This window comes from Anaerobacillus alkalilacustris (genome assembly GCF_001866005.1).
Taxonomy (GTDB): Bacteria; Bacillota; Bacilli; order Bacillales; family Anaerobacillaceae; genus Anaerobacillus; species Anaerobacillus alkalilacustris.
The window spans coordinates 352244-366761 of sequence record NZ_MLQR01000001.1; the positions used below are offsets into that span (position 1 = coordinate 352244).

Here is a 14518-nt window from a genome sequence, read left to right on the forward strand (position 1 = left end):
TTTCATTAAATTCGAGGGGTAGGCCTTTTTCTGCCCCTATGTGGAGGGGTAAAAAAAGATGATTAAAAAGCGCGAATTAACAGATTGTCAAAAATTGTACGAATTAATGATTGACCCAGCTGTTTTCCCATTTGTTCGGCAAAAAGCAAATTCTTATGAAGAGTTCCTTTTCCTAACTAAACAAACCATTGAGGCTGAAGAACGAGGCGAAATCATTTCACGAACGATTGTAGACGAGTGGGGTAACCCTATTGGTACGATTAATTTATTTGACATTAACAATCATGCTGGTTTTTTAGGTACATGGTTAGGTAAACCATATCACGGGAAAGGCTACAATAACATTGCAAAAGATGCATTTTTTAGTGAGTTGTTTTATGAACTTTCTATAGAAGCAGTATTTATGAGAATTCGAACTGAGAATGTTCGGTCTAGAAAGGCCGCAGAAAAATTACCTTATGCAGCATTAGCAAATGAAACTCGAAAAGATATTTATAATGAAATTAATCCAGAATCAAAAATTTATGATTTATTTCAAATTGAAAAAGATCAATTTACTTTATATCAATACAGACAACAAGTAGATGTATTCGAGTTAAAAGAAGCATAGTAAAGTTTTACTTCAGTCCTACAGATCAATCATAAGAAGCGCAAGCGCCTTGGTCACGAGCGAAAGGACTGAAGTTACTGACTTCACTGACTTCCTGGATTACTTCTTGATAGATGCCATGCTACTTTGCTCCTGCGATTACTCGTCGCACGGAAAACAATTGCTCTTGAGCAAACGGATTGGCACACGAGCAGCTGCTCGTGACCAAGGCGCTTGCACTTTTCTTGTATAAAAAACCGATCTAATAAGCAAACTACAACAGAAAAAGCTAGAGCCTAAAGGTGGTTATATTATATGGAAAGTAAAAAACAACGCGCAAGAGAAGAAAGAAAAACGATGAGTAAGGCTCAGGAATTCCATTACTTATCAGATTTCAAAGCAGCTGATCGTGCCATGGATCGAGCAAGAAAAAACAAAGCTTAACTGCGAGTAGTCCAAAAGGCAAAAAGTAAGGAGTGAACTAAAGTGGGTAAAAGGAAAAAACAAACAAATCAAGAAATAATTAGCGATGGTAGAGATATAGAATTCTCTCAAGAGTTTGCTGATCAAGATGATTTAGAAGCACAAGAAAGATCACAAGCAGCTGACAATAGAGCAAAAAAGAAAAAATAACATTCTTCAGGGAAACGTCAACTTTGCTTGGCGTTTTTCTTTTAGCAAAAAAAAAATAAAACATTTAAATTTCGAAAATTCCAGCATTTATTATTTGGTAGGTGCATACTTTAAATTAAATCATTGCTAAAAGTTGTGTGTATTGAGTCACTCTTTACATACAACTTTTTTGCTGCTAATCGCACTTGGAATAACCACATCTTTTGTGTAAGATAGTAGTAAATATAGTTTTAAAAAGAAAGTAGGGATGTTTTTTGAATAACAAACTTCCACAATGTCTTCTAGGGAAAAAGGTCTATTTAAACGAAAAAAAGGCTTATACAATTAAATATCAAGACAATCGTAACAAAGACGGAATCCATGTTTTATTGTTTGTTGGCGATAAACCTGTAATTTTCGCTATCCTGAAAAAAGACGGCTCATTTAGTGATTCATTTTTTCTTGATAAAAAAACAAACCACGCATCAGTAATAGCAATAAATCGTTATAATCAAATAGTAGATCGAAAAGCAAAGCTACAGATGACCCAAGATGATATAAAGGATGCACTGCGAAGTAAAGAAGATGCAAAAATGAAAAACATTCATATTATTAAGCTTCTCGTAGATGAACACTTAGAAGATATAAGCAACGGTTGGTCTTCTCGCCTCCTCTATTTACAGATGACAGAATTTAAAACAGATCAATCTCTAATAAACGCTTCCTTAAGAGAAGCATTACGAAAAGCCAACCCACAAAAAGCATTTTACTACCTTACTCTTCATCGTCGTGATGATCTCTTACCTGAACTAATCCATCAATTATCCAATCAAAATCAATTACTTGAAACAATTTTTGAATATTATAAAGCTTACCCTGAAGAAACCTATTTACTTTCATTTCTGAAACGAGCTGCAAAAACACTTCCCATAACTGATATTAAATTAATTCAAAAAATACTTACCTTCACTTTTTCTTTCGACATACATTACAAATCCCATTACTTCAAACCTATTTTTTTATTATTTTATAAACGCACAAAAAAAGAAGCAGATATTGAAACTAAGGATTGGCTCACACAGATTTCAAGAGTTTCATCGTTAAAAGAAGCTATTCGATCCATAACAAAAATCAAATAATTTTTTATAACAAATTAACTCTTCTATTCTTACAACTACCTCATACAAATATGTTGAGGTGATACTATGGGTAGAAAATTTATAGAACAAATTATAACTCTGTTTACTGCTGCGATTGGTGTTATGGCTGCCCTTGCTTGGAATGATGCTGTACAAGCCTTATTTAATTCTTGGTTTCCTCAAGGAGAAGGAATTAAGGAGCGTTTTGTTTTTGCTATTATGATAACAGCGCTCGCCGTTCTAGTTACTAGCATATTTGCAAGTTACTTAGATAAAGATAATTAATTAGTTGCCCAGTTTTTTCTTAAAACCGATAAAGAATTGTTCAAAATTCAAGAAAAAACTTTTTTAGGAATTTTATCTGCCGCAAAAATACAAGTAATTTGTAAAAATTTCTCACATAATTTGAAAACAGTTGGAAATGGAACAATGATGTAGTATTAAATTATATTTTAATCCTTACGTTCACTCATAACGACTGATGGTAAATAATCGCTGATTTTCCCTAATAACCACGTTTGATAATAATTGTATAAATAATTATGATTATTTATGTGCAATAATAATTACTTTAAAGGAGAGTGAATTATATTTTCATTCAAAGACATCTTCTCAATCGTGGTGATCTTCAATGAAAAACAATTATCATATGAATCAAACATTAACGATAGAAAAACCAACAGTTGCAGATGGAGCCTTAATGTGGCAACTAGTAAAACAATCGACACTTGATCTCAATTCTCCCTATAAATATATCATGATGTGTGAGTATTTCAGAGAAACGTGTGTGGTTGTAAAAGAAAATGATGAATTACATGGTTTTATAACTGCTTTTATTCCCCCAGACCGTCAAGACGTTATTTTTGTATGGCAAGTTGGAGTTGATCCATCACAACAGGGTAAAGGTATAGCATCCAAAATGCTCCAAGAGTTACTTTCAAGACCTGCTTGCAAAAATGTACGATATTTAGAAGCAACTGTTACCCCTTCTAATATTGCCTCACAGTCATTATTTCGAGGTTACGCACGAAAGAATCAAACAAATTGTGTTGTGAAAGAATGTTTCTCTGCTGAACTTTTCCCTGGTAAAGGTCATGAAGAAGAATTAACATTTCGAGTCGGCCCTTTATCCTAGTAAACAGATAAGAAAACTTTAATTAATACCCTTATAATTTAAAATGATTTCTAATAAATCGAGGAGGTTTCATTAAACATGGTAAATAATGATTTGAAAATATTTGAGGAATTAGAATCAAGTGTACGTAGTTATGTAAGAAGCTTTCCAACAGTATTCAAAAAAGCAAAGGGCTATAAAATGTGGGATATTAACGGAAAGGAGTACATCGATTTTTTTGCAGGTGCTGGTGCCCTAAATTATGGACATAATGATGAAAAAATGAAAAAAAAGCTACTAGAATATATAGCACAAGATGGTATTGTCCACTCTCTTGATATGGCCACAGAAGCGAAAGCAAATTTCTTAGAGAAATTTAACGATGTAATTCTAAAGCCTCGTAACATGAACTACAAAGTAATGTTCCCGGGACCTACTGGAACAAACACTGTAGAGAGTGCTTTGAAACTTGCACGAAAAGTAACTGGCAGAACAAATGTTATTTCTTTTACTAACGGGTTCCATGGAATGACGATTGGTTCATTATCTGTTACAGGGAATTCTGCAAAACGACAAGGTGCTGGTATTCCTCTTCAACACGTAGTAACAATGCCTTACGATAATTTTGTTAGTAACAATCTCGACACCGTGGAGTATCTCGAACGCTTTTTAGAAGATAACGGTAGTGGCGTTGACATCCCAGCTGCTATGATTCTCGAGACAGTCCAAGGTGAAGGTGGTATTAATGCCGCAAAGTTCGAGTGGCTAAAACGTATTGAAGAAGTATGTAAACGTTGGGGCATATTACTTATCATTGATGATGTGCAAGCAGGCGTAGGTCGTACAGGTACTTTCTTCTCATTTGAGAAAGCAGGTATCAATCCTGATATTGTTTGTCTATCAAAGTCAATTGGTGGAAACGGTCTACCACTAGCACTTACATTAATTAAGCCCGAACTAGACATTTGGAATCCGGGTGAACATAACGGAACATTCCGAGGAAACAACTTTGCTTTCATAACAGCAACAGAATCTCTTACTTATTGGGAAAGTGATGAGTTTGAAAAGAGTATTGAAGAGAAGTCAGTGAAAATTACTGAATTTTTAAATAATATCGTTGAAAAATATCCAGAACTTAACGGGAAAGTAAAGGGTCGTGGCCTTATGCAAGGAATTAGTACTCCGATTGAAGGTCTTGCTAGTGAAATTGCTGCTAAAGCATTTGAAAATGGATTAATTATGGAAACAGCTGGACCTGAAGATGAAGTATTCAAATTATTCCCACCTCTTACTATTGATAACGAAGGTTTAGAGAAAGGGTTTAAAATCATTGAAGAAAGTGTTCGTAGCTTAGTAGCATCGAAACAATTAGTTGGACAATAAAAAACAATAAAAATTTTCTAGATATTTTCGAGGAGGAACAGTAATGAAAGTAGTAAAATTAGAAGATATTATCGGAACAGATCAAGAAGTAAAAGGTGAAAACTGGACTAGTCGTCGTCTACTTTTAGCGAAAGATAATATGGGCTATTCGGTACATGACACAGTCATTAAAGCTGGAACTGAAACACATATTTGGTACCAAAATCACCTTGAAGCTGTATATTGTATTGAAGGTGAAGGTGAAGTTGTTACTTTAAAAGATAATAAAGTTCATCCAATTACAGCAAACAGCATTTATGCTCTTGATGAAAATGATGAGCATTTACTAAGAGCAAAGACAACTATGCGTATGGTATGTGTATTTAACCCACCAATTACCGGGAAAGAAATCCACGATGAAAATGGAGTTTATCCACTTGTAGAAGAAACAAAAAAATAATAAGGAACTTACCCTCGCTTGTTAATCAAGCGAGGGTTTTTGTTAACCCTAGTAGCTTAGATTATTTATTTCATTTTGTTTAGTATCAATATTTAACTAATATATTCCTGTATGAAAATAAATCCAGAACAAAATATATGTGTATAGCTATTCCACTTGCTGAGGTGAGAATTATCAAATTATCTGTATTGAGTATGAATATTCGTCATGGTCGTGGCTTGGACGGGAAAGTGAATTTAAAACGCATTGCTGAAGTACTGAAAAATTCAAAAGCTTCAATTATTGGCTTAAATGAGGTCGATAAATCTTTTTCAAGAAGAAGTAATTTTGTCGATCAAGCAAATTGGTTAGCAAGTGAATTGAACATGTTCTATGTTTATGGACCAGCTATCTCGTTAAAATGGGACACAACAAGGGAATATGGCAATGCCCTATTAAGTATTTATCCGATAATTCAACACACAAATAATATTTTTCGCTTGTCTACTAAGATAGCTGAACCAAGGTCTGTTTTAGAAGCAACAGTTGATGTAAATGAAAGAAAACTGAAAGTATTGGTTGGTCACTTTAGCTTTCACCCTACCTTACACAATAGACAAATAGAGTTTTGCCTTGGAACTGATGATGCATATCCGCTAATTATTATGGGCGATTTAAATCGAAAACCTAATTCATCTAGTTATAAAAAAATGGTGAAAAAATACCAAGATTGTAGCTTCACTAATAACGATTTTACATTCCCTTCTAAAAAACCTAAATCCAAAATTGATTATATATTTGTAAACAAGTATTTTACTATCGATTGCGCTAACGTAATTAAAAGTGATGCTTCTGACCATTTACCGGTATTTTCAAAATTAAAATTATTGAGTTGAATTGAAGTAATATTCAAAAAGGAAGGATGATATATTATACTCCATCCTTCCTTTAGCTAACAAATTCAAGAGAACTCGTTCTAGATTCACTAGAACAACTTCCATTCAGATGGAGTCTCAACTCCACCTGAATGGAAGTTCCCACCTACGCTACGCTTAGAGGTGGGGGCCTATGCCCTTTAAGTACAAATCAGTTTGATTAAAATATTGGTAGTTCAATGAAAAGAAAGCCAAAATTCCCCTTTCGTATCGATGATATCCATTATTTTTAAGAATGGTATTTTAAATGTTGGAAAGCCTGCTGCATAAGGGCCAATTTCATAAGGTTCAAAATAAATAACCAGAAATTCTTCTTCAACATAAAACGGCTGATTTTTAGATATTCCTTTATAAGCACCTGGGAATACATAGTCATACTTCGGATCATTTTTTATCATATGTCCAATAATTTCACTTAAGCGTTCCACGTAATCACTATCTTTTTTAAACAGATTTTCTAACTCATAAAACCGACCGTTAATTAAATTTATATTGACAAAAGTTTTATTTGGCATTCCGTGGGCTGCTCCAAAATAATACTCATAACCATACAACTCCATAACGAGCAAATTTTTTTTAAAAAAGGTCACATTAAAATCACCAGTATAGCTATAATCTAGTTGCTCGTTTTGTTCGATTTTTTTAAATTTTGATAACAGTTTTAGCCTTTTATTAACGACTATTTCGATGACACCAATTTTTAAGCCATCGAGTTGAGGATAATACAAAACATAATCTTTATTAGGTTTATATTTTTTTTCCAGGATACGATACCGTTTTGTTAAAGGAATGATTGTATTTTGTTTCCATATGAGTTTTCCTTTTCTATCTACGTAGCTAACTCTAGTATTTTCAAGAACACGAACTAACTTCCCAACTAAAGTAACACTATCCGCGTTTTTCACAATAGGAAGGCCGCGTGCCCTATTTCCTGAACGATCGATAAAATAAGCTTTTTCATCTTCTGATACAGAAGCAATTCCCTGATCAAACAAAGAAATATGATTATATTTAAAATCTGTGAGAACTTCTCCCTTCCAATTTGCAACAGCATACTTTGAACCAAGATATGGTCTTTGTTCGTTTATAGCTTTGCCTACCGCAACTCGGTGTTCTCCTAGGATCGTAATATCATTATAAATTGGCTTTATGATGTAAGCACCTTTTTTATTTATTAAACCAAACTTATTTCCGAAATCTTCTGCTGCATTTACAACCGCCCTCCCATTTTCAAAAGGTTGTGCACTAGTATAGGAGGGTTGAATGACAATAGTTCCTTCTGTATTTACATACCCATACTTTCCTTTGACATTTTTTCGAAACGAGAGCATATTTTCTCCATAATTTCCTACATAATTATAAAAAAATGATATAATTTCGCCACCATTAATATCAATTAGCGAAAAAGTATCTTCCTTGATTTTGACAACAGCCATACCGTCTTTAAAATCACTAGCCATTTCATATTGTAAAGGGATAACGACATTTCCTGCTTTGTTCAAATAGCCGTATTTAAATTTACCGTCTGTATCAATATCTGAAAATAACGCTCTACCATCTTGATACATACTAATAAAATTAAATGGTTTTGAGTTTAATAGTAACCCCCTTTCATCTATAACATGATAGCCATTATCTAAAACAACCGTCGCCCGCCCTTCAGAAAATTCATTAATAGCTTCAAATTTCGGTGGTATGACAAAATTCCCTTTAACATTAATACAACCATAACGTTGTTTCGTTTTTACAACTGCCAATCCATTACTTTGAAAGTCATTTGCAAAATCAAAATGAGGTTTAATTTCGAATTCACCAGATTCATTAATATACCCCCATTTCGTTCCATCCTTTGTTTTTAATGAAGCTGTGTATAAGAAGTTATTATTAATGTCCATCCATAATTTCTCCTAATAACGTTTTTTGTATTATATGGAGATTGGTTTAGGTTCGTGCCTACTAGTTCGATTAATAAAACTATAAATTTTTAAAAATTGTTAGTTTAATAGGTTGTTATTTTAGAAAGACTGATAACAATGATATCAGCACGAAGCGCTTCAAAGAAATACACGTAATTTTCTAGAACAATTAGACTTTCAAAAAATATAATTGGGAAAGTATCAATTTTGTAAAATTAAATATTGAAAAGTTTAAAAAAGAAATTGGTATATATAGAGGAGAAGATACCGTGAGCTTACACGAATACATTGAACAAATTAACAAAATACCTACAAATGCGAAGGATGAAACAGAAGAAGTTGAATACATTAATTTATATTTAGAAGAATTAAGATCATTATTTTCCCGATGATCTGCCTTTATCCAACTAAATATCTAAAAAATTGTTGGACAAAGTCCCATTTTTCCATTACATACATATTTTACTTTTGTATGTAATGAATGAAGGGAGAGGGAAGCATGTATCACTTTTATCAACCTACAAATATAGTTGCTCAAAATGCGGCAATGTACGATTTACTAGCTAATTATTATAAGTATCTAGATCCTCAAAGGCATATTTACTATTATCAGTTGCACTTCATGTGTATGCAACAACTTTGCCAACTCCAAGCACAGCAACAACTTTATAGACATTTTGAAGAAAATAGAAATTATTACAGAGCAACTGCGAAGGTCCGTGTACTTCACGCCTCACCAGATGCTCCAGCTGTTGACGTTTATGTAAATGGCGAAAAAACTTTTGATAATATGACATATTATCAAATTAGCCCTTATCTAGAAATTCCAGCAGGATCTTATGAGGTAGAAATTTATCCTGCCGGACAAACGACAAATCCGGTTCTAAGTCAAACTATTGAAGTGGGAGCTGACCAAAACTATACAGTTGCTGCTAGTGATCGCCTCAATAATATTCAGCTAGTTCCTGTTGTCGATACAACCGATATCCCTAGAAACAAGTCTAAAGTTAGGTTTTTACACATATCGCCTAATACCCCTGCAGTAGACATCGCCGTGCAAGATGGAGATATTTTATTTGAAAACATTTCTTTTGGTAATGCTTCAGATTATATAGAAGTAGACCCTGGCAGAGTTACGCTTGAAGTTCGAAAAGCTGGAACAAATGAGGTTATCTTAACACTTCGAAACACTAATCTTAGAGCAAACGAAGCTTATACTATTACGGCAATCGGAATCTATGAAGGAAGACCACGGTTAGAAGCACTCATTTTAGAACCGTGAACTACTATCCGTTAGTTTTTGCCCTTTACCTAGTTTAAAGATGGGTGGAAGACCCTTGACGAATTTGCTATTTACCTTACGAAAATGGGGAAGTTACCTGACCAGTCGTTGCGCTTTAGCAGGAAAATAAAAATTATTACTTTTAAGTCTTGTTAATACAAAAGATAAAGGCTGCATCAAAATAAATTGAAAGCCTTTATCTTTTCCTAATACTATTAATCTAATTTAATGAATTTCATAATTCACTATTCTCCCCACTAAGATACTGTATCTAAGTGCACCGAACCACTCACAAATTATATAGATTTATGTGGCTTAGTTTTGGTAATTATTGAAATTCACTCAATTATCATATTAATTTGAATCAATTTCTCCTCACCACAAATCCTTAGTGGGTTGTTTAATTTTAGTGCCGTTACATTTTATTAACTACACCTTAAAGATTGTCACATCATTCTTTTTTTCATCGACTTTTCTACTTATCCAGTTTGATTGATCAAATTTTTTAAATCAGTCAATTCGATTGTTTTTTTTGTATGATTAGCTAGACTACGAACTCTCTTTAAAAGCTCTTTCCCAGTATTTTTATCTACTAAAATCCCTTCTTTTTCAAGAAAATATTGAAGAGAGCTTAGTCCTGAATGCTTCCCTAATAGAAAAGAATGATCTTGACCTACTTCAACCGGGTCGAAAGTTTGATATGTTTCTCTACTTTTAAGCAACCCATCTACATGAATACCAGATTCATGGGCATACACCATAGATCCAACGATCGGCTTAGATTCTGATAATAATCTTCCTGAAGCTTCTGAAACTATTTGAGCTAAAGCATGAAACAGTCTTGTATCAATGACGGTTTCTCCTTTATATAAATGTTTCCATGCCATTACAACTTCTTCAAGCGGTGCATTTCCAGCTCTTTCACCTAATCCCATAATTGTTGTACTTGCCCATTTGGCTCCAGCCTTTACAGCGGCCAAAGTGTTAGCAGTTGCTAAACCAAAATCATTGTGAGCATGAATTTCTAGCTCTATATTTGGATATGCCCTTATAATCCTTTCAATATTTTCATACATATCAAAAGGTTGTAACGCTGATACTGTATCTGCATATCTAAAACGTTTTACCCCAATAGAAGATAGCTGCTCAATTAGTTTAATTAAAAAGTGATGATCAGCTCTTGAAGCATCTTCAAAGCCAACCGAAACTTCCACGTTTTTATTCAATGCATATTCTACGACCTTTTGAATCATATACATAATCTCTTCTTTATTACTGTTCATCTTTCTTTGCATTTGTACATCTGAAGTAGGAATAGACAAGTGTGTCCAGCTAGCACCTGCACTTACTGATGCATCTATATCAGAAGTCGTAGCTCGATTCCAGGTAATTAGTTGTATTGGTAGATTCATAGTAATTAATGAATGTATATCTCTTTGTTCCTCCAGCCCCATTGCTGGTATACCAATTTCGGCTTGTTCAACACCAGCATCAGCTAGTAAAGATAGGATTGCCTTCTTTTCTTGTAAGGAGAAAACAACGCCAGCCGCTTGTTCCCCATCCCTTAATGTAGTATCACAAAACTTTATCTGTTTCATCCTTTAACCGTTGCCAAAACATTATAAAACTCTATAAATATTTGTTTCTTTCTTGCTTCCGCCTGTCCGATTTTGCCGAAGCTACTCTCGTTTGTTGTGACAGTCCACAAGCGTAAATTCGGGTACAACGAACCCTACATATTAACAGGGTCTTTTGAGTGACTAGACTGCTAATTTTCCAAAGTTTGATAGATTGATAGCCGCATTCAAGTCTCGATCAATTTTCAACCCGCAGTCACATGAGTAAGTACGATCAGAAAGGTTTAAATCTTTCTTGACCTCTCCACATGATGAACATGTTTTGGATGATGGATAAAAACGATCCACTTGTGCGAATTCAATTCCATACTTCTGACACTTGTATTTCATTTGGCGAATGAACTCATAAAACGTTTGATTCGCTACAGCTTTGGATAAGTGACGATTTTTCATCATCCCATTCACATTCAAATCTTCCATGACAACTTTGCTAGGTTTGGTTTTCACGATAGCATTTGTCGTCTGATGAATGTGATTGGTTCGAATATTAGCTAATCGTCTGTGTAGTCGTTGCGCTTTCTTTTCGAGTTTTATAATGTTGCTTGTTTTGACAAAACGGTTTCCCTCCTCATTCATTTCATATTTACGAGAAACACTACGTTGCAACCGACGTAACCGTTTCTCGGTCTTTTTTACTTCTTTCGTTTTATTGATATTTTTGAAGTTTTGACCTGTGGAACAAACAGCTAGTTTTTTTATTCCTACATCAATTCCTATCATGCTGTTTGTAAATTCGACTTGCTCAATTTCAGTTTCAATCCCAACTGAAATGTACCAGTATTTTTTATCAAAACTAATACGTGGGTTTTTGTACTTTACATCAGTAGGAAGCTGTTCGCTCGTTTTTATCCAACCTACTTTTTCTATTAGAACAAGATTTTTCTTCACTTTTAATTTTTCTGTATCGTTATAGAATGACGCTTTTGAGTTTCTTCTGCTTTTAAATTTAGGGAACTTCGTTTGAGCTTTAAAGAATTTTTTATATGCATCACACGCATCTTTTACAGCTTGCTTTGTGATGTTATTTGATACATTGTAGAGCCATTTGAATTCTTCTGTCTGTTTCAGCACAGTTAGCTCTTTCCTCAAGTCTCCATTGGAAATAAACTTACCACCTTGCTTATAGTTTTCTTGTTGTTTATTCAATGTCCAATTATACGCCCATCTAGCCGTACCTACAGATTTCCATAGTTTTTGTTCTTGCGCTTTTGTTGGTCGAAGTCTAACTTTCTTCGCTAGAATCACTCTCGATCAACTCCTTAATCATCTTCTTATCTTTATGTGCTCGTTTACCTTGTAACCTATGATCAGAGAATTTTTTTCAATTTTACGAGCAATTACCTAAACTTGATACCTTACATGCGGAACACGGAGATGATTTTTGAAGAATCATAAATCCTTCACTGTCCCCTTGTTTCACATATTCAATTACTGCACCCGTTAGCATATGAAAAGAATCAATATCCATAAATATTTTCATAAAGCCCTGTTCTACAACTGCATCTCCAGGTCTTTTTATATCTGCTAGTGTCATCTCATAGTTAACATTACAACCATTCATCCTTGCTATTATCCGAAAACCTATATAACCTTTATTACTTGGATGATCAAACAATTCCATTGCTTTTTTTTCTGCTTCTTGTGATAATCTGATCATACCGTTTCCTCCTTATCTAGGGATTGCAATTCCCTTTCCATACAACCTACAATAAATCCTCCACTCAGGTAAACAGAATAAATCAGAATATCTTGTAAAAAATACCCATGGTCTACTACGACGCCTTCTGTACCTTTTTTAACAATTATTTCTCCTCTTTCATAATTAGGAACTGTACCATCATTACGTAAATCTTTTGTGATAACAACTCTTTCGTCTAAATCGTATTTATATAACATTAGCTATCACCTTTCTTTAACATATCTAATGAAAAAAATGCAGATTGTTGTTGAAAAACAGGAAATACCTTTTCAACGAGTGGTGATGAGGTAACAAAGTCTTCATAAGCTTTCTTAAAAAGTTCCCTCTGCTCATTCCAAGTTTCGGCATCAGATTCACATACAATTTCGACTAAACTTTCCTGTTCTAGGTATTGTCTAAAACGTTTTAAAATGTGTAAACGAGTAACCCGGACTACTTTTGGATCAAATGGTACTTTGTAAAAACGGAAAAAATCTTCAGCATCATGTAGCTGCTCTATATTCATGTTCCTTCCCCCTCCTCTCTACTCCCTTACAGTGAGTACATTCTGAATTTCTTTTTAGAGAAACCGTATATGGCTCTAGCGTCAATGTATTCAAACGATAAAGTTTATTAATATATGGTGGTGCAATCCCAGTAATAAGCTTGATTACTTCAATAGCAGCAAGGCACCCTGCCACCCCTGAAGTAGCACCTAACACTGGAAATCCTAATGGTTCCCAATCTTGTTTTTGCTCTGGGTAGATACATGCTAAACATGCCGTCTCACCGGGAATTACTGTCATTAAAGAGAGTTCAAATCCATACATAGCAGCTTCAACCATCGGTTTCCCACATGCAACACTTAGACGGTTTAGATCATATCGTTCTGGAAAGTCATATCTAGCATCGATGACAATATCAGACTTTTCAACCCATGGCTTTGCTTTATGAAACTCAATACGTTCAGCATAGCCCTCTACTTCTACTTCTGGATTAATTCGCTTAAGACTTTCAATAGCGCAACTCATTCTCTCTTCGCCTAGCTTTTCGTTATCCATCAAGATTTGCCTATTTAAGTCTGGAAGTACAATCACACCCTCATGGGCAATAATAAGCTTTCCTACACCAGCTGCAGCTAAATAGACAGCTGCCGTACCACCTAACCCCCCTATACCACCGATAAAAACAGTTGACTTCTTTAACTTTTCTTGACCATCTTTACCAAGTAGCTTTAACTGTCTACTATAACGATCAAATGGATCCTGTATACTATTTTGCTTCCAATTCACCTGCATCTGACTCACCTCTATTCATAGGAAATCTTATTATCTTTAATCAAGCCCTCTATAATTTAACTAGTAAGATGGGAATACCTATCTAAAGTTTTTACAGCTAATTCAGAAATTTTATCACCTTGTTTACAGGCCCTTTCCATATTTGTAAAGGCAAGTTGTTGAGTACCACGAATAGCTTTATTGACCATAATTAAATTCCCCGAATAAATTAGAGCTCTTCCGAAACCTTCACTATTCATTTCTACAATACTACTAACCATCTTGTTCGTTTTCCTTTCAACATTTAAAGCAACTGCTTGAAAAAAAATATTGATTTGGGCTTTTAAACGTTCAGAAATTTGTCCACAGGAATCCATTTGTTTCTTTTCATCAGCGCTTAATAAAAAGGCTCGATTTAATTTTTGTTCATCAGATAGATTTTGAAAAACACCATACATGTCATAGGCATTAATAATTTGTAGTATAGAATCTTGAAATGAATAACTATTCCCTGCATTATCCATAGTTGGCCTCCTTT

General features: G+C 34.2%; 19 protein-coding genes and 1 pseudogene. 11 read left to right on the top strand and 9 right to left on the bottom strand.

Translation table 11 applies throughout. From position 1 onward, the window contains the following. Positions 1-58 precede the first annotated feature (58 nt). The 9 genes from BKP37_RS01875 to BKP37_RS01910 all read left to right on the top strand — a co-directional run bounded on the left by BKP37_RS01875 (position 59) and on the right by BKP37_RS01910 (position 6151). Entirely contained in the window at positions 59-610 is a 552-nt protein-coding gene (locus BKP37_RS01875) for a GNAT family N-acetyltransferase (RefSeq protein WP_071308006.1), read from the top strand. A 294-nt stretch (positions 611-904) separates the two neighbouring features. After that, positions 905-1033, top strand: coding sequence for a YfhE family protein (locus BKP37_RS19020; RefSeq protein ID WP_084034500.1), 129 nt, complete (start codon positions 905-907; stop codon positions 1031-1033). 42 nt (positions 1034-1075) lie between these two features. Next, a complete protein-coding gene (locus tag BKP37_RS01880; protein WP_071308007.1) occupies positions 1076-1222 on the top strand; it encodes a YfhD family protein in 147 nt (48 codons plus the stop codon). Between the two features lie 254 nt (positions 1223-1476). Next, on the top strand, positions 1477-2340 hold the full coding sequence (locus BKP37_RS01885; RefSeq protein ID WP_071308008.1) for a hypothetical protein: 864 nt from the start codon (positions 1477-1479) through the stop codon (positions 2338-2340). Positions 2341-2406: 66 nt separating this feature from the next. Then, on the top strand, positions 2407-2625 hold the full coding sequence (locus BKP37_RS01890; RefSeq protein ID WP_071308009.1) for a DUF5654 family protein: 219 nt from the start codon (positions 2407-2409) through the stop codon (positions 2623-2625). Positions 2626-2971: 346 nt separating this feature from the next. Next, positions 2972-3475 carry a diaminobutyrate acetyltransferase gene (ectA, locus tag BKP37_RS01895; protein ID WP_071308010.1) on the top strand — a complete coding sequence of 168 codons (504 nt, stop codon included), beginning with the start codon at positions 2972-2974 and terminating at the stop codon, positions 3473-3475. A gap of 78 nt (positions 3476-3553) precedes the next feature. Next, a complete protein-coding gene (gene ectB / locus BKP37_RS01900; protein WP_071308011.1) occupies positions 3554-4837 on the top strand; it encodes a diaminobutyrate--2-oxoglutarate transaminase in 1284 nt (427 codons plus the stop codon). Positions 4838-4880: 43 nt separating this feature from the next. Next, the gene (locus tag BKP37_RS01905) at positions 4881-5276 is read left to right on the top strand and encodes an ectoine synthase (RefSeq protein WP_071308012.1); all 396 of its coding nucleotides are present in this window, start codon (positions 4881-4883) and stop codon (positions 5274-5276) included. Positions 5277-5470: 194 nt separating this feature from the next. After that, the gene (locus BKP37_RS01910) at positions 5471-6151 is read left to right on the top strand and encodes an endonuclease/exonuclease/phosphatase family protein (protein ID WP_281242993.1); all 681 of its coding nucleotides are present in this window, start codon (positions 5471-5473) and stop codon (positions 6149-6151) included. 215 nt (positions 6152-6366) lie between these two features. Here the strand turns inward: BKP37_RS01910 and BKP37_RS01915 are convergent, their stop codons facing one another. After that, positions 6367-8085: a WG repeat-containing protein gene (locus BKP37_RS01915; protein ID WP_071308014.1), complete on the bottom strand. Its 1719-nt coding sequence runs from the start codon at positions 8083-8085 to the stop codon at positions 6367-6369. Between the two features lie 290 nt (positions 8086-8375). Between BKP37_RS01915 and BKP37_RS20630 the strand changes: the two genes are divergently transcribed. Then, positions 8376-8498: a hypothetical protein gene (locus BKP37_RS20630; protein ID WP_281242979.1), complete on the top strand. Its 123-nt coding sequence runs from the start codon at positions 8376-8378 to the stop codon at positions 8496-8498. A 107-nt stretch (positions 8499-8605) separates the two neighbouring features. Next, positions 8606-9388 carry a DUF4397 domain-containing protein gene (locus BKP37_RS01920; RefSeq protein WP_071308015.1) on the top strand — a complete coding sequence of 261 codons (783 nt, stop codon included), beginning with the start codon at positions 8606-8608 and terminating at the stop codon, positions 9386-9388. 479 nt (positions 9389-9867) lie between these two features. Here BKP37_RS01920 and nifV read toward each other — a convergent pair whose 3' ends face one another. The 8 genes and pseudogenes from nifV to BKP37_RS01955 form a co-directional block, all read right to left on the bottom strand. After that, a complete protein-coding gene (gene nifV, locus BKP37_RS01925; RefSeq protein WP_071308016.1) occupies positions 9868-10986 on the bottom strand; it encodes a homocitrate synthase in 1119 nt (372 codons plus the stop codon). A 162-nt stretch (positions 10987-11148) separates the two neighbouring features. Next, on the bottom strand, positions 11149-12270 hold the full coding sequence (locus BKP37_RS01930) for an RNA-guided endonuclease InsQ/TnpB family protein (RefSeq protein ID WP_071308017.1): 1122 nt from the start codon (positions 12268-12270) through the stop codon (positions 11149-11151). Next, positions 12248-12328, bottom strand: a pseudogene (locus BKP37_RS19520) (IS607 family transposase); the annotation flags it as partial. The gene BKP37_RS01930 and the pseudogene BKP37_RS19520, both read right to left, overlap by 23 nt. 24 nt (positions 12329-12352) lie before the next feature. Continuing rightward, positions 12353-12682: a HesB/IscA family protein gene (locus tag BKP37_RS01935; RefSeq protein WP_071308018.1), complete on the bottom strand. Its 330-nt coding sequence runs from the start codon at positions 12680-12682 to the stop codon at positions 12353-12355. Continuing rightward, positions 12679-12921, bottom strand: a complete 243-nt coding sequence (locus BKP37_RS01940) for a nitrogen fixation protein NifZ (RefSeq protein ID WP_071308019.1) — start codon at positions 12919-12921, stop codon at positions 12679-12681. The genes BKP37_RS01935 and BKP37_RS01940 overlap by 4 nt, the downstream gene beginning before the upstream one ends. Next, on the bottom strand, positions 12921-13229 hold the full coding sequence (nifW, locus tag BKP37_RS01945) for a nitrogenase-stabilizing/protective protein NifW (protein WP_071308020.1): 309 nt from the start codon (positions 13227-13229) through the stop codon (positions 12921-12923). The genes BKP37_RS01940 and nifW overlap by 1 nt, the downstream gene beginning before the upstream one ends. Beyond that, complete coding sequence (locus BKP37_RS01950) at positions 13207-14001, bottom strand: HesA/MoeB/ThiF family protein (RefSeq protein WP_071308021.1); 795 nt, start codon at positions 13999-14001, stop codon at positions 13207-13209. Before BKP37_RS01950 ends, nifW begins: the two co-directional genes overlap by 23 nt. A 56-nt stretch (positions 14002-14057) precedes the next feature. Next, positions 14058-14504: a DUF269 domain-containing protein gene (locus tag BKP37_RS01955; RefSeq protein WP_071308022.1), complete on the bottom strand. Its 447-nt coding sequence runs from the start codon at positions 14502-14504 to the stop codon at positions 14058-14060. Positions 14505-14518: the final 14 nt, after the last annotated feature.

Coding starts and splice junctions, on each gene's coding strand:
- BKP37_RS01950 (WP_071308021.1), bottom strand. CDS start 14,001: ATGCAGGTGAATTGGAAGCAAAATAGTATACAGGATCCATTTGATCGT.
- BKP37_RS01875 (WP_071308006.1), top strand. CDS start 59: ATGATTAAAAAGCGCGAATTAACAGATTGTCAAAAATTGTACGAATTA.
- nifW (WP_071308020.1), bottom strand. CDS start 13,229: ATGAATATAGAGCAGCTACATGATGCTGAAGATTTTTTCCGTTTTTAC.
- BKP37_RS19020 (WP_084034500.1), top strand. CDS start 905: ATGGAAAGTAAAAAACAACGCGCAAGAGAAGAAAGAAAAACGATGAGT.
- BKP37_RS01920 (WP_071308015.1), top strand. CDS start 8,606: ATGTATCACTTTTATCAACCTACAAATATAGTTGCTCAAAATGCGGCA.
- ectA (WP_071308010.1), top strand. CDS start 2,972: ATGAAAAACAATTATCATATGAATCAAACATTAACGATAGAAAAACCA.
- BKP37_RS01910 (WP_281242993.1), top strand. CDS start 5,471: ATGAATATTCGTCATGGTCGTGGCTTGGACGGGAAAGTGAATTTAAAA.
- BKP37_RS01890 (WP_071308009.1), top strand. CDS start 2,407: ATGGGTAGAAAATTTATAGAACAAATTATAACTCTGTTTACTGCTGCG.
- BKP37_RS01905 (WP_071308012.1), top strand. CDS start 4,881: ATGAAAGTAGTAAAATTAGAAGATATTATCGGAACAGATCAAGAAGTA.
- ectB (WP_071308011.1), top strand. CDS start 3,554: ATGGTAAATAATGATTTGAAAATATTTGAGGAATTAGAATCAAGTGTA.
- BKP37_RS01915 (WP_071308014.1), bottom strand. CDS start 8,085: ATGGACATTAATAATAACTTCTTATACACAGCTTCATTAAAAACAAAG.
- BKP37_RS01955 (WP_071308022.1), bottom strand. CDS start 14,504: ATGGATAATGCAGGGAATAGTTATTCATTTCAAGATTCTATACTACAA.
- nifV (WP_071308016.1), bottom strand. CDS start 10,986: ATGAAACAGATAAAGTTTTGTGATACTACATTAAGGGATGGGGAACAA.
- BKP37_RS01935 (WP_071308018.1), bottom strand. CDS start 12,682: ATGATCAGATTATCACAAGAAGCAGAAAAAAAAGCAATGGAATTGTTT.
- BKP37_RS01940 (WP_071308019.1), bottom strand. CDS start 12,921: ATGTTATATAAATACGATTTAGACGAAAGAGTTGTTATCACAAAAGAT.